Source organism: Nocardia tengchongensis, assembly GCF_054781395.1.
Genome location: NZ_BAAGUM010000006.1, coordinates 1704698 through 1718485 on the forward strand (window position 1 = coordinate 1704698; position 13788 = coordinate 1718485).

Below are 13788 nucleotides of genomic sequence, written 5' to 3' on the forward strand. Positions count from 1 at the left end.
GCATTCCGTGCATGGAACCGGGCAGTCCGTACCTTTGGGGACGAAAGGACACCCGTGGCGGGCGAACACCGAGTGTCCGAAAGGCCAATTAGGCTAGGGCCCGTGCCGATCACACGAACGCTCTGGAGACTGGCAGGCGCGTGCGTCTTGGCAGCCGTGCTGCTGGCCGGATTGCTGTTCCCGTTGGCCGGTGGCTTCGGGTTCATCTCCAACCGCGCAGCCGACGCCGTCGACAACGTCTCCGCCGAACTGGTCGAGGGCAGCGTGCCCGCGGTCTCGACCATGGTGGACACGAATGGGACGCCCTTCGCCTGGCTGTACGAGCAGCGCCGCTTCGAGGTCCCCAGCGACAAGATCTCCAACAACATGAAGCTGGCCCTTGTCTCGGTCGAGGACAAGCGCTTCGCCGACCACCACGGTGTGGACTGGCAGGGCACCTTCCGGGCCTTCCTGACCAACACCTCCGGCGGCCAGGTCTCCCAGGGTGGTTCCACCATCGACCAGCAGTACGTGAAGAACTACCTGCTGCTGGTGGTGGCCAAGACCGACGCCGAGCGCCGGGCCGCCATCGAGACCACCCCCGCCCGCAAGATCCGTGAGATCCGCATGGCGCTGACGCTGGACAAGCGGCTCACCAAGGACGAGATCCTCACCCGGTATCTCAACCTGGTGCCCTTCGGCAACGGCTCCTACGGCATCCAGGACGCCGCGCAGACGTACTTCGGCGTGGACGCCAAGGACCTGAACATCGTGCAGTCGGCGATGCTGGCCGGCATGGTGCAGTCCAGCTCCAAGCTGAACCCGTACACCAACGCCGCGGGCGTGCTGGAGCGCCGGAACACCGTGCTCGACACCCTGATCCAGAACGTGCCCAGCCGGGCGGAGGAGTTCCGTAAGGCGAAGGACACGACGCTGGGCGTGCTGCCCGAGCCCAAGAGCCTCTCGCGCGGCTGCATCGCGGCCAACGACCGCGGCTTCTTCTGCGATTACGCGATGCAGTATCTGACCAACGCCGGCATCAGCCGCGATCAGCTGGAGAAGGGCGGCTACCTGATCAAGACCACCCTGGACCCTGCCGTGCAGGACCAGGTGCGGGACTCGCTGGCCGCCAACACCAACCCGAATCTCGACGACATCGCCGAGGTCATGAACATCATCGCCCCCGGCCAGGATTCGCATCCGCTGCTGGCGATGGGCTCCAGCCGCGTCTACGGCCTGGACGCGGGCGCGCATCAGACCGTGCAGCCGCAGCCGTACTCGATGGTCGGCGACGGCGCGGGCTCGATCTTCAAGATCTTCACCACGGCCGCCGCCATGGAGAAGGGCCTGGGCATCAACGCCACCCTGGATGTGCCGGCGTTCTTCTCCGCCAAGGGCATGGGTAACTCCGGCACGCCCGGCTGTCCGCCCGAGACGTACTGCGTGAAGAACGCGGGCGCCTACAAGGGTTCGATGTCGGTGACCGAAGCGCTGGCGACCTCGCCGAACACGGCCTTCGTCAAGCTGATCCAGGCCGTCGGCGTCGCCCCGACCGTGGACATGGCGGTCCGGCTCGGCATGCGCTCGTATACCCTGCCCGGCACCTCCGGCCACGGGAACCAGAGCCTCGCGGACATGGTCAAGGACCAGAACCTGGGCTCGTTCACCCTGGGACCGGTCGCGATCAACCCGGTGGAGCTGTCGAATGTGGCCGCCACCCTGGCCTCCGGAGGCAAGTGGTGCCCGCCCACCCCGATCAAGGAGGTGGTGGACCGCAGCGGCAAGCCGGTGCCGCTGACCCAGCAGGCGTGTGAGCAGGTGGTGGATCCGGGTCTGGCCAACACTCTCGCGGTGGCGCTGGGCCAGGACGTGGTGAGCGGTACCGGTGCCGGTTCCGCGCATGCCGTCGGCTGGAACATTCCGACCTCGGCGAAGACCGGCACCACCGAGAGTCACCGGTCCTCGGCCTTCCTGGCCTTCACCAACGGCTTCGCGGGCGCGTCCTACGTCTACGGCGACAGCCCGACGCCCGGTGAGATCTGCTCGTTCCCGCTGCGCAGCTGCGGCAGCGGAAACCTGTACGGCGGTAACGAGCCGGCCCGCACCTACCTGGGCGCGATGAAGAACGTGCTCGACCGCTTCCCGCCGGCGGGTCTGCCGCCCGTCGACGACAAGTACGTGCGCGGATCGAACAATTCGCAGATCCCGGACGTCATCGGCATGCAGCAGGCCGAGGCCAACGCGGCGCTGGTCGGTGCGGGCTTCCAGGTGACGGTGGTGACCCAGCCGGGCGCGGGCAAGGGCACGGTCATGAACGTGTCGCCGAACGGGTCGGCGATCCCGGGCTCGGTGATCACGATGTACGTGAGTGACGGCTCGCAGCTGCCGGTACCGACGCCGCCGCCGAACGCGCCGCCGACGGTGCCGGGCCTGCCGGGCATCACGATTCCCGCGCTGCCGCCGATCCCGATCCCGATCCCCATCCCGCGCTAGCGCGGCAGGTACAAGAAAGGGCCCGGAGTGAGGTTCTCACTCCGGGCCTTTTCCGTATCGACTGATACAGGGTCAGAGCCGGGCCTTCACGGCCGCGGAGATCCGGGTCCCGTCGGCGCGGCCGGCCGCGAGCACGGTCGCGGCCTTCATGACCTGACCCATCTGCCGCATGCCGGGCCGCTCCCCGAGCTGTTCGGCGACCTGGGCGATGGCGGTGTCGGCGACCTCGGCCACCTCGGCCTCGGTGAGTTGGGTGGGCAGGTACTCCTCGATGATCGATTCCTCGGCGCGCTCGTTGGCGGCCAGCTCGCCGCGCCCGGCCTGCTCGTAGACGACGGCGGCTTCGTTGCGCTTCTTCGCCTCCTTCTGCAGGACGACGATGACCTCCGGGTCGGAAAGCTCGCGGGCCTCGGATCCGGCGACCTCCGCGTTCTGAATCGCGGACAGCAGCATGCGCAGGGTGCCGAGGCGCAGCTTGTCCTTGCTCTTCATCGCGGTGGTCATGTCCGCCCGCAGCTTGGATTTGAGTTCCGACATGATCGCCACGGTACGAGGGACTTCTATCGTGGTCCAGCTCATTTGACTCGATGTTTCTCAGCCGGGTCGCCTATTCTGGGCAAATGCCCGTCTTCTCGACCACCGCCCTCAGCCGTGCCGCACTGGGAGCCGCCGGGGCCGCGGTCGCCGGAATCGGATACGCGACGCTCATCGAGCGCAATGCCTTCACGCTGCGTGAGGCGACGCTGCCGGTGCTGGAACCGGGCAAGCCGTCACTACGGGTGCTACACATCAGCGATCTGCACATGATGCCCGGGCAGCAGTTGAAGCAGGCGTGGCTGCGGGAGCTGGACCGGCTGGAGCCGGATCTGGTGGTGAACACCGGGGACAATCTGTCGCACCTGAAGTCGGTGCCGTCGGTGGTGCAGTCGCTGGGCGGATTGCTCGCGCGCCCCGGCATTTTCGTGTTCGGCTCGAACGACTACTTCGCGCCGGTGCCGAAGAATCCGCTCAAGTACTTCAAGAAGGACCACAAGCGGGTGTACGGCGAGCCGCTGCCGTGGCAGGACATGCGGGCGGCGTTCACCGAGCGCGGCTGGCTGGATCTGACCCATGTGCGCCGCGATATCGAGGTCTCGGGCGTGAAGATCTCCACCGCGGGCGTCGATGATCCGCACCTGAAGCGGGACCGCTACGAGACCGTGGCGGGTGCGCCGAATCCGTTGGCGGACTTGAGCATCGGGCTTACCCACTCGCCGGAGCCGCGGGTGCTGGACCGGTTCGCGGCCGACGGTTACGACCTGGTGATGGCGGGCCACACCCACGGCGGGCAGCTGTGCGTGCCGGGGTTCGGCGCGCTGGTCACCAACTGCGGTATCGACCGGGCGCGGGTGAAGGGTGCTTCGCGCTGGGGCGCGCACACCCGGCTGCACGTGTCGGCGGGGCTGGGGACGTCGCCGTGGGCGCCGTACCGGTTCTGCTGCCGTCCGGAGGCGACGTTGCTGACGTTGGTCGGCGCGCCGCCGAAGAAGCCGGTGGCCGAGTCGGGTCGCGGTCGCACCGCGTCCTCGGAGGCTGTCGCACGCTGAATGTGCCGCGGCGATATGCCCTGAGCGTCTGCCGCGATATACAGCGCGGTATGTAGTCGTCAGTCAGGGGGCCACGTCGTGACCAGTGGAGACAACCACCGCAACGAAGGCGGCGGGTCGGAACCCGATCCGGATTGGTGGCAGGGCACGCCCGCGGCCGAGCCGGGCTGGGCGCAGCCGGGTTATCCGGCACAGCAGCCCCCACCGAACCAGCCGCCGCCCGGTCAGCCCTGGCCGCAGCCCGGGTATCAGCCGACCACACCGATGCCCGGCGGCACGTACGTGCCGCCGCAGTACCCGCCGACGCAGGCGTTCAACCGGCCGCCGGGCTACGGTCAGCAGCCCGCGTATCCCCCGCCCTCGGGCGGCGGCAAGGGCCGGGTCTGGCTCTTCGCCGGTCTGGGCGCGCTGGTGGTGGCGATCGTGGCGGTGGTGTCGATCGCGGCGCTGGTGCACAACAGCTCGACTTCGCCTTCGGCGCAGTCGAATACGACGCCGTCGCTGATCAGCGCCCTCACCTCGACCACGGCCAAGCCGTCGTCCTCGGCCAAGCCGACAGGCACCAAGACCACGGCTCCGAAGGCGACCAGCACGCCCGCCGCGGTGATTCCCGGCTATCAGGTGATCACGATCCCGAATAACGGTGCGGCCTACGATATTCCGCAGAACTGGAAGCTGGATCGCTCCGGCCAGGATGTCTTCGGCCAGGGCAGCGACACCATTCCGGTGGCCGGGCTGGCGCAGGACGGCGTCGACTACTGCCCGAAGAACGTGCGCACCAACGTCTTCCTGACGCAGTCCGACGAGACCGACCCGGCCAAGGCGGCCGCCGATATCGGTACCCGTCTGGGCCGGATCGGCTGGTCGGGTTCCACGGGCACGACGCCCGGCGCCCCGGAATCGTTCCAATCCTCCGACGGGCAGCTGCAGGGCGTGTTCCTGGAGACCAAGGGCACGGCCGCGCCCTCCGGCGCCGGCTGCGCCTCGACCTATTCGATCTACACCTTCGCTTTCCCCGGTGACAGTGGCGCTTTCGTCTTCACCATCGCCGCGGACACCGGTGTGGACCAGTCGGTGGACGCGACCCTGGCGAAGAAGATTCTCGCCGGCATTCGCCCGATCCAGTAGGCGACCCGACTCGTCAGACAGGGGGTCCGCCGGTGAGCAGCGGACAGGACGGCCAGGACATCGATCCGGAGCAAACAACGTCCAGTGGCGACTGGTGGCAGGGCCCGGTCCACGACCGGCCCGCCCCGAACCCGATCCCTCCCCCGAACCCGCCACCACATCCGAATCCTCCGGTCTCCGGCCCGAATCCGTATGTGTCAGCGCCGAACCCGTACGCCTCCGGGCCGAATCCGTATGTGCCGGGCCCGAGTCCCTATGCGTCAGGACCGAATCCGACTCCCCCGATGGCGAATTCGTACGGCACCGGCCCCGCCCCTTTCCCGGCGACGTCTCCACCGCCGGGCACCTACCCACCGCCGCCCGGCGATCGTGGCCGCCTGTGGCTGCTGGCGGGCATAGGCGCATTGGTGGTGGCGATCGTCGCCATCGTCGCGACCGTGGTCGTGATGCGCGATTCCGGCTCGACGCCCTCCCCCACCGCCCTGCCGGTACCGTCCACGAAGCCGGTCACCACCGCCCCGGTCACCACGACCCCTGCCTCGACGTTGCAGCCCCGCATCCCCGGCTATCAGGTGGTGGTTCCCAAGGACCTGAAGGCCGCCTGGGACATCCCCCCGGATTGGACCATCGATCTTTCGACCACCAAGTACGGCACCGACGCCGACCATCTCGCCGCCGCCGGTTTCAGCCAGGAGGGTGTCGACTACTGCCCGAACAACGTGCGCACCAACATGTTTCTGTCCACCTCCGACATCTCCGACGCCACGGCCGCCGCCACCGATGTGGGCGCCCACGCCGCCCGTCTCGGCTGGTCCACCCGAACCTCGTCCCAAGCGGGCACCCCCCAACCCCTGGACGCCGGCGACAACACCCTCCACGGCACCTTCCTGGAAACCACCGGCGCCTTCACCGCCCCCACCGGCTGTGCCACCACGTTCTCCGTCTACACCTTCGCCGTCAGCGCCGGCCCCACCAATGGTTCCCTGGTCCTGGTGATCGTCGCCGACACCGGCGTGGACCGCTCCGTAACCTCCGATTTCGCCCGCAAACTCTTCGCCTCTTTCCGCCTCCTTTAGCCCCCTGACCAGCCGATTTAACACCTGGACACCGGGTGCGCTAAGCTACTGCACGTTCACTTCACGGGGTGTGGCGCAGCTTGGTAGCGCGCTTCGTTCGGGACGAAGAGGTCGCAGGTTCAAATCCTGTCACCCCGACTGTGTGGTTGAGAACACAGCTGAAGGCCCTGACCAGTTCATCTGGTCAGGGCCTTCCTCGTTTTCCAGGGCTGTTCACCCACCAACTGAGATATCTCTCCCGTTGTGCGAAAAGGCATTTCATGGCTCGCGCCGATGACGTCAGCACCCTGTCAACGCCGTGACCTGGGGTGGGATGGCAGATCGGGTGCGTGACAGTGCCGGTGCAGGCGGCCTGTTCGACCTTTTCGTTGTGCGAAGCGGTGTTTTATGCCCTCCGAAGCAGGCCAATAACGTCGAATTCATGGAGTGGAATTTGCGTTCGGCCGAGGAGCTTTCAGCTGCATTGCGTGCCGGTGAGGTGACCTCGGTGGAACTGACGGATGAGGCGATCGCCCGCATCGAGCGGGACGACAAGGTGATCAACGCGATCTGTGTGGCGGACTTCGACCGTGCGCGAGCCACCGCGCGCCGGGCCGACCAGGCGCTCGCCCGCGGCGAGGACCGACCGCTGCTGGGTATTCCGGTGACGGTCAAGGAGTCGTACAACATGACCGGGCTGCCCACGACCTGGGGCATGCCGCAGCACGCGAACTTTCTGCCGACCGAGGACGCGGTCCAGGTGTCGCGGTTGAAGGCGGCCGGCGCGGTGCTGCTGGGTAAGACGAACGTGCCGTTGATGCTGCGAGATATCCAGAGCTTCAACGAGATCTACGGCACCACCAACAATCCGTGGGATCACAGCCGCACGTCGGGCGGATCCTCGGGCGGGTCGGCGGCGGCCCTGGCGTCGGGATTCGGCGCGCTGTCCATCGGCTCCGACCTCGCCGGTTCACTGCGCACCCCCGCGCATTTCTGCGGCATCTACGCACACAAGCCGACACTCGGGCTGGCCCCGACCCGCGGCATGGCCCCGCCGCCCACCCAGGCCTTGCCCACCGACCTCGACCTAGCCGTCGTCGGCCCGATGGCCCGCACCGCCCGCGACCTCACCCTGCTGCTCGACGTCATGGCCGGCCCGGACCCGCTGACCCACGGCATCGCCTACGACGTCGCATTACCTCCCGCCCGCCACGAGCGGCTGTCGGACTTCCGCGTCCTGATCATCGAGGACCATCCCCTCATCCCGACCGGTTCGGCGGTCCGGGCAGCCGTGAACCGGGTCGCCGAGGCGCTCGTAGACGAAGGCGCCCGCGTCGAACGACACAGTCCGCTGCTGCCCGATCCCACCGAGGCGGCGACCCTCTACATGCGCCTGATGCTGTCGAACGCCGCCGCAAGTCTCCCCATCGACGCATACGACCAGCTCCGAACCCACGCCGCCGCCCTGAGCCCGGACGACCGCAGCCTCGATGCGGCACGGCTGCGCGGCATGGTCCTCAGCCACCGCGACTGGGTCGAAACAAACAACCGCCGCGAACTCCACCGCCAATCCTGGCGCCAACTCTTCACCGAGTTCGACGCCGTCATCTGCCCCATCACCCCCACCCCCGCCTTCCCGCACAATCACTCCGGAGGCCTGGAGAACCGCCACATCGACATCGACGGCGTCGACTACCCTTACTTCGACCAACTCGTCTGGGCCGGTATGGCCACCATGCCCGGCCTCCCCGCCACCGCCATCCCCGCAGGCCGCTCCCTCGAGGGCCTCCCGGTGGGAGTCCAGCTCATCGGCCCGATGTTCGAAGACCGCACCCCGCTACGCCTCGCCGAACTACTCGAGCAAAAGATCGGCGGCTTCCAGCCACCGAAATAAGGCACCCCACCGGGTACCCAACCAGGCGAGTAGGTCGCAGGCTCAAATCCTGTGACCCCGACCGTGGTTGAGACACAGCAGAAGGCCCTGACCAGTTCACTTTGTCAGGGCCTTGCTCGCTCTCAGGACTATTGGGAATCTTGATTCTCGGTGCGGTCCGCAGCTTCCTCGCATCCACCCTTGCCGCTTGCTGACCAGCGATTCCGCGCCGTGCGACACCACTCTGAAACGCATGTCAGTCACTTACGTTAGCCTGCGTAAGTCCCCTTGACACACGGGGATTTCGATAGAGGGGAAAGTGCAATGAAAATGTCGGTCCTTGCTCGTTCGACCGTCGGGATCGCCGCAGGAGCGGCGATCGGGGTGGCCACCATCGTCTCCGCTACGACCGCATCGGCAGATATGTCCATCGCCAAGTCTCCCGCCTACTGCGTGGGTTCGACCTATACGGCGACATTGCCTGCCGCCGACGCCGAAACCCTGCACGCGCAGGCTCCGGGCTTCTGGGAGTTCACGTTCTTCGACTACTCGTTCGCGACCCAGAAGAACACCTACCTCACTGACGTCGCGACATATGTAGCCGGACAGAATGTCACCATCCAGTGGACCCCGACCGATGCAGGACAGCACCAGGTCTATGCCGTGGCCTCCTTCAATCCGTACGCCTACACGCCCAAAACCGTATCGACCGGGATGATCGACGTCGTCCAGAGCGCACCCACGGGGACAAGCTGCACCCCGCCCGCCCCGTCCACGGGCGGAACGGGCAGCGCGAGCTCGATTCCGGTGATCGGCGGGCTCCTCAGCAGCCTGTCGGCTCAGAAGTAGCATCACGTGGTTGAAACCCTCGGCTTTTTCCAGAGCCGAGGGTTTTGCGTTCCGGGAGCCCGGGGCCCAGACCGTCAGTCTGGCAAACGGATACGAAGGTGGTGGCTGAGGTCGCCGGTCAATTGGATGCCTACCCGGCGCTCCGTGAATCGCCACTGTCCGTCGAGGCGTTCGAATCGGTCGTGGTAGCGGCCTGCGGCTATGGCCTGGAGAGGCAGGTCGGGCAGAGCTTGGAAGACCGTGAAGTAGGAACGCGTTGTCGCGGTGTGCGCTGCCTCGTCGAATTCGATGGCGATGTTGGTGGTGACGTGGTGGGTGCGGAGGGTGCCGTCGTCGTAGCGGATCACCATGGCGTGGAACATCGCTTCGACGGCTGCGCTGCCTCGGACAGAGCCGCCGTCGCCGATGAATTCGGCGTCTGCGAACAGTGCGCCGACTCCGGTGAAGTCTCCGGCGTCGACGAGTTCGGCGTACTGCGCGATCAGGTTCGTGACGGCGGTGGTGTCAGCGGCTGTGCTCATGGAGCGGGACGATACGCGTTCGGCTGCTCGTGGCTGGGCGGGTTCGGGTGGCTGTCAGCCTGCGACGGGGTGAAGTCTGGTGCTGCCCAGGCGGTTTGCGTGGGTGGTGAGGATGGTGCGGAGGGCGGTGGTGGTGGCGGGGTCGGCGGGGGTGAGGACGGTGATGGTGTGGTCGGCGCCGTCGGGGCTGGTGAGGTTGTCGTAGGTGACGGTGAGGTCGCCGGCTTCGGGGTGGCGGATGCGTTTGGTGCCGTGGCTGCGGTCCTGGACGGTGTGGTCTTCCCACCAGGTGGCGAATTCGGGGCTGTCGGTGCGTAATTCGGTGATGAGGTCGCGGAGGCGGGGGTCGCCGGGGTGGCGGGCGTCGTTGCGACGAAGGTTGCCTACGGTTTCGCGGGCTACGCGTTCCCAGTCGAGTTGAGTGGCGCGGATGCCGGGGTCCAGGAGGGTCAGGCGGGCCGTGTTGACGCCGGGGCCGAAGTCGGGTCCGAACAGGGCGACGGCGGCGGTGTTGCGGGCCAGCACGTCGAGGCGGAAGTCGGTCAGGTAGGCGGGGAGTGCCGTCAGGCCGTCGAGGATGGCGAGCAGGGACGCGGGTGGGGCGCTGGGGGTGGTGCGGGCCGGGGGTGTCGCGCCGCGGGCGATGAGGTGGAGGTGGGCGCGTTCGGCGTCGGTGAGGTGGAGGGCCGCGGCGAGGGCGTCGAGGACGGCGGCTCCGGGGGTGCCGACGCGGCCCTGTTCGAGGCGGATGTACCAGTCGATGCTGACGGCGGCGAGCTGCGCGACCTCCTGGCGGCGCAGGCCCGGGGTGCGGCGGCGGCCGACGTTAGGGAGACCCGCCTGGGCGGGGGTCAGGCGTTCTCGCATGGCGCGCAGGAACGCGCCCAGCTCGCTTCCGGATGCCGTAGGGTCCACGCTCGCACTCCAATCTTCGGCTCCCAGCCTAGGAGCGGCTGGGTGGTATGCGGGATACCAGGGTGCGGAGGCTCTCCCTGGGGGTTCCGGATTTCGGGATGCTCGTCGTGTCATTCGAACACCGAGGAGAATCGCCATGACTCGCATCGCACGCATTGTTCCCGCGACCTTCGCCGTGGCGGCCCTGCTGTCCGCCGCCGCCTGCGGGAGCGACGAGCCCGCCACGGAGACCGCGACTCCGGTTGCGTCCGTTCAGGTTCGGCCGGTCGTTCCGGCTTCGGCCGCACAGTTCACGGTCACCACCCCGGACGGCACGGCCGATCACGCCTTCCCCGCCGACTTCTACGCGGGCGCCTTCGGCTGCACCGCCGCCAATCACGCGCCGCGGCTGCAATGGTCGGGCGCTCCGGCGAGCGCGAAGAGTTTCGCGGTCACCATGTTCGATCCGGACGCCCCGACCGGCGCGGGCTTCTGGCATTGGGTGAACTGGGATATACCTTCCACCGCAACCGATTTCACGACGGGTGCGGCCGGTGTCGCGGGCACCAATGACGCGGGTGCACCCGGCTACCTGGGCCCGTGCCCGCCCGCCGGGGATCGCGCGCACACCTATCAGATCTCGGTCCTGGCCCTGGACACCCCGACCCTGGGCCTGCCCCCCACCGCCACCCCGGCGGTCGCGTCCTTCAGCATGGGCTCGCACATCATCGGCGTCGCCCACCTGTCGCTGACCGCGCAGCGCCCCTGATCGAGCGAATCACACCGGCCCGTCCACCGCAGTCACGGGGACGGAGTGCGGCTTCGGATGATCCGCTCCACCGTCAGACCGATCAATTGCCCCATGTCGTCGTGGTCTTCCAGTGCTACGATCGCGCGCTCGTGTAACAGCGCGGCGAGGCTGGCGAAGGCATGCCGGACTTCCGGTTCCGGCCATCGAATTCTCAGCGTGCCGAGCGCACGGGCGCTCGGTTCCCGAGAGCCGCGTGCGAGGGCACATAGTTCGGCTCGGCGCGAGCGCAGTTCGTGAAGCAGCCACCATTGATCGCGTACATCAGAAACTCGGACAGCGAGAGTTCCACGAGCTGCCGTCATGGTGTCTGTCAGATCGAGAAGTACCTGCGCCGTTCCCTTCTTAGTCGCGATGATCAGCTGACCCGGTGCGCCCCGAGACCAGACTTCGACCGCGTGTGGGCCCCGTGGGTCGGCACAAGGCGACCTGGCGTTGAGGACCCACTCGGGTCGCACGGTGTAGGTCGGGGCCTTCAAAGTCTTTTGCGACTGCGATGTTTTCGGGCGGTCGGGCCGGGAGCCCGTCACCGTCTGACACAACTCACGCAGCGCTACCTGCGACGTCCCCACCTCATGCACCCATTGTTCGAACAGTGCATCAGCCACACCCAGATGAATCGTCGCGGCTTCAAGACTCGCGGCCGCCCGCCTTTCCATGTGTTCGAATAGCTCAACGTATCGTGCTTGTTCCACGGTGGAAGGGACCGGAACCTCACACCCCCTGAGTGATTCGAGACTGAGCGTCGGCTGGGCAGATCGGCGCGCCTGGGCGGCGAACCATTCCCGCATCGACGGCGCGGCAAAGCAATACCTCAACCAATCGAGCAGATGACAGGGTTCCGACCGCTCGCATCTGATTACAGCAATCCCTCGGGACACGTTCCAGCCCGCAAACTCTTCGGTGACCAGTGCCAGTTCGCCGACTCGCCCGACCAGGACCAGCGCCAGATCCCCCGACCTGAGTTCCGTCCGAAGGTGCTTCCGGTGCACGTCGGGGCCAATACGCATTGTCACCGCGGGTTGTATTCGATTGCCCGTGATGTTCTGCACCTGAAGCATCGGAATGCCGTGGTTGTCAAACCGCTCGGTGTTCACCACTCCGTAGGTGACGGTGACACCTTCGAGATCGCCGAACCGGATCCGCTGGAGTTCGGGACCTTCAGCTGGCTGCACCGTATTCATATGCCCCGCAACTCCTGCAGGATGATCTGATCCAACTCACGAACTCTGGCGCTCCGTTGTTCCAAACGTTGTACGAGCCGTTCGAAGCCTTCATCATCAGCACTCAGCGGCCCGGCAGTCAGATATCGAGAGGGCGTCAAATCGCCATCGCAGGCACGGATCTGCTCGGCCGTCGCGGCTACGCACCACTGTCGGCCGGGCCAGCTGTCATCCGGCCGGAAGTCGTCCCAATCGACGCCGCGCCACGCATCAACTGCAGCGACGATCCGTTCGATAGCGGAATCCGGTAGCCGGTTCCGCTTTCGAGGGAGTTGCTCGACCATATCCACTGCATGAATGAACAAGATCTGATCGCGACGGTATCGGCCGCCGAACTTCCCCTGCTTGTCCTTGGCGAGCACCCACACACTGCAAGCACCTCGCGTGTGAGAAAACAGTCGCGCAGGGAGCGAAACCACCGCGTCCACGAGATCCGAATCGACCATCTGTGTCATGATCTCTCGCGGTACGCGGCGACTATCACGTGTGCTCTCTGCAGGCATGAGGACGACCGCCCGTCCAGCAACTGACAGCCGCCGAGTGGCTTGTTGCAGCCATGCAAAGTTGGCATTCGATTGGGGGGGTCTGCCGAATTCCCATGTTCCCGAGCGAATTTCATCCTCTGTGGCCCAGTTTGCCTGATTGAAGGGAGGGTTGACCAATACCACGTCCTGGCCGCGTGGCTCACTATCGAAGTCGAGCAGGCTGCTGCGGTTCTCACCACCCAGATCTGCCTGCAAGTCCTGCAGGACCATGTTCAAGCGGGCGATGTAGGCAACCCATGGGGCGATATCCCGGCCGGTCAGCGCCGGCAGTTCCCCGGTGGGATCGATCGCACGGACATAATTTGCGGCGGCGACCAGGAGCCCGCCCGACCCGCAGGCAGGATCGGTCACCGCATCAGTCGCGGTCGGTGCGGCCAGCCCGACCATCAAACGCACGATGGATCGCGGCGTGAAATAATTCCCCCCAGTCCCATGCTGCTGTGAGAAACGATGCAGGACCAGCTCGAAAGTCTCGGATGGATTGAACTTCTCTGCGGCTACGCCGTCGACGACCAGCTGGAACATCGCCCAAGTCGACTTGCTGGGCCGGACTACTCGGTCCTGGTCGAGCCACGCTTCGGCGGCGAATCTGTCGGCACCGACCAATTCGACCAGTTCATCGTGCAGCCGCTGATCGATGGAAGCCTCCGGCGCCCGCGCCCCCGCGGCCCACGTCCTGAGTCGATCCCAGCGCGGATCCTTGTCCGGGACCAGACTCCGTACCACCAAGAGCTGCAAGAGAATCCGGTGTGCAGGAATCGGACCAATCGAGCCAGCCAGGGAATCCAGACCGGCCCAGAGCTGTTCGTGTTGCCGCAGCCGTTCATCCATGTC

General features: G+C 66.6%; 12 protein-coding genes and 1 tRNA gene. 8 read left to right on the forward strand and 5 right to left on the reverse strand.

Annotated elements, in window-relative coordinates:
* Window positions 1-102 precede the first annotated feature (102 nt).
* Window positions 103-2472 (forward strand): penicillin-binding protein, encoded by a 2370-nt coding sequence (locus ACYVKL_RS18850; protein WP_379165005.1) that lies wholly within the window; start codon window positions 103-105, stop codon window positions 2470-2472.
* A 72-nt stretch (window positions 2473-2544) separates the two neighbouring features.
* On the opposite strand, the gene ACYVKL_RS18855 is transcribed toward ACYVKL_RS18850, so the two are convergent.
* Window positions 2545-3009 carry a GatB/YqeY domain-containing protein gene (locus ACYVKL_RS18855; protein ID WP_379165007.1) on the reverse strand — a complete coding sequence of 155 codons (465 nt, stop codon included), beginning with the start codon at window positions 3007-3009 and terminating at the stop codon, window positions 2545-2547.
* A gap of 83 nt (window positions 3010-3092) precedes the next feature.
* On the opposite strand from ACYVKL_RS18855, the gene ACYVKL_RS18860 reads away from it, so the two are divergent.
* The 6 genes from ACYVKL_RS18860 (at window position 3093) to ACYVKL_RS18885 (ending at window position 8963) form a co-directional block, all read left to right on the forward strand.
* The gene (locus tag ACYVKL_RS18860) at window positions 3093-4058 is read left to right on the forward strand and encodes a metallophosphoesterase (RefSeq protein WP_379165008.1); all 966 of its coding nucleotides are present in this window, start codon (window positions 3093-3095) and stop codon (window positions 4056-4058) included.
* Window positions 4059-4136: 78 nt separating this feature from the next.
* The gene (locus ACYVKL_RS18865) at window positions 4137-5186 is read left to right on the forward strand and encodes a DUF8017 domain-containing protein (RefSeq protein WP_379165010.1); all 1050 of its coding nucleotides are present in this window, start codon (window positions 4137-4139) and stop codon (window positions 5184-5186) included.
* A gap of 284 nt (window positions 5187-5470) precedes the next feature.
* Window positions 5471-6262, forward strand: a complete 792-nt coding sequence (locus tag ACYVKL_RS18870) for a DUF8017 domain-containing protein (protein WP_379165012.1) — start codon at window positions 5471-5473, stop codon at window positions 6260-6262.
* 64 nt (window positions 6263-6326) lie between these two features.
* Window positions 6327-6400 (forward strand) — tRNA-Pro (locus tag ACYVKL_RS18875).
* Between the two features lie 283 nt (window positions 6401-6683).
* On the forward strand, window positions 6684-8135 hold the full coding sequence (locus tag ACYVKL_RS18880; RefSeq protein ID WP_379165014.1) for an amidase: 1452 nt from the start codon (window positions 6684-6686) through the stop codon (window positions 8133-8135).
* A gap of 303 nt (window positions 8136-8438) precedes the next feature.
* Window positions 8439-8963, forward strand: a complete 525-nt coding sequence (locus tag ACYVKL_RS18885) for a hypothetical protein (protein WP_379165016.1) — start codon at window positions 8439-8441, stop codon at window positions 8961-8963.
* A gap of 74 nt (window positions 8964-9037) precedes the next feature.
* Here ACYVKL_RS18885 and ACYVKL_RS18890 read toward each other — a convergent pair whose 3' ends face one another.
* Both ACYVKL_RS18890 and ACYVKL_RS18895 read right to left on the reverse strand, forming a co-directional pair.
* On the reverse strand, window positions 9038-9484 hold the full coding sequence (locus ACYVKL_RS18890; protein ID WP_379165018.1) for a nuclear transport factor 2 family protein: 447 nt from the start codon (window positions 9482-9484) through the stop codon (window positions 9038-9040).
* A 54-nt stretch (window positions 9485-9538) separates the two neighbouring features.
* Window positions 9539-10399, reverse strand: coding sequence for a helix-turn-helix transcriptional regulator (locus ACYVKL_RS18895; protein ID WP_379165020.1), 861 nt, complete (start codon window positions 10397-10399; stop codon window positions 9539-9541).
* 136 nt (window positions 10400-10535) lie between these two features.
* Here ACYVKL_RS18895 and ACYVKL_RS18900 point away from each other — a divergent pair, with 136 nt between their 5' ends.
* Window positions 10536-11147 (forward strand): YbhB/YbcL family Raf kinase inhibitor-like protein, encoded by a 612-nt coding sequence (locus ACYVKL_RS18900; protein WP_379165022.1) that lies wholly within the window; start codon window positions 10536-10538, stop codon window positions 11145-11147.
* 32 nt (window positions 11148-11179) lie between these two features.
* Here the strand turns inward: ACYVKL_RS18900 and ACYVKL_RS18905 are convergent, their stop codons facing one another.
* Window positions 11180-12370: a restriction endonuclease subunit S domain-containing protein gene (locus ACYVKL_RS18905; protein ID WP_379165024.1), complete on the reverse strand. Its 1191-nt coding sequence runs from the start codon at window positions 12368-12370 to the stop codon at window positions 11180-11182.
* Window positions 12367-13785: an N-6 DNA methylase gene (locus ACYVKL_RS18910; protein ID WP_379165026.1), complete on the reverse strand. Its 1419-nt coding sequence runs from the start codon at window positions 13783-13785 to the stop codon at window positions 12367-12369. Before ACYVKL_RS18910 ends, ACYVKL_RS18905 begins: the two co-directional genes overlap by 4 nt.
* Between the last annotated feature and the right edge of the window lie 3 nt (window positions 13786-13788).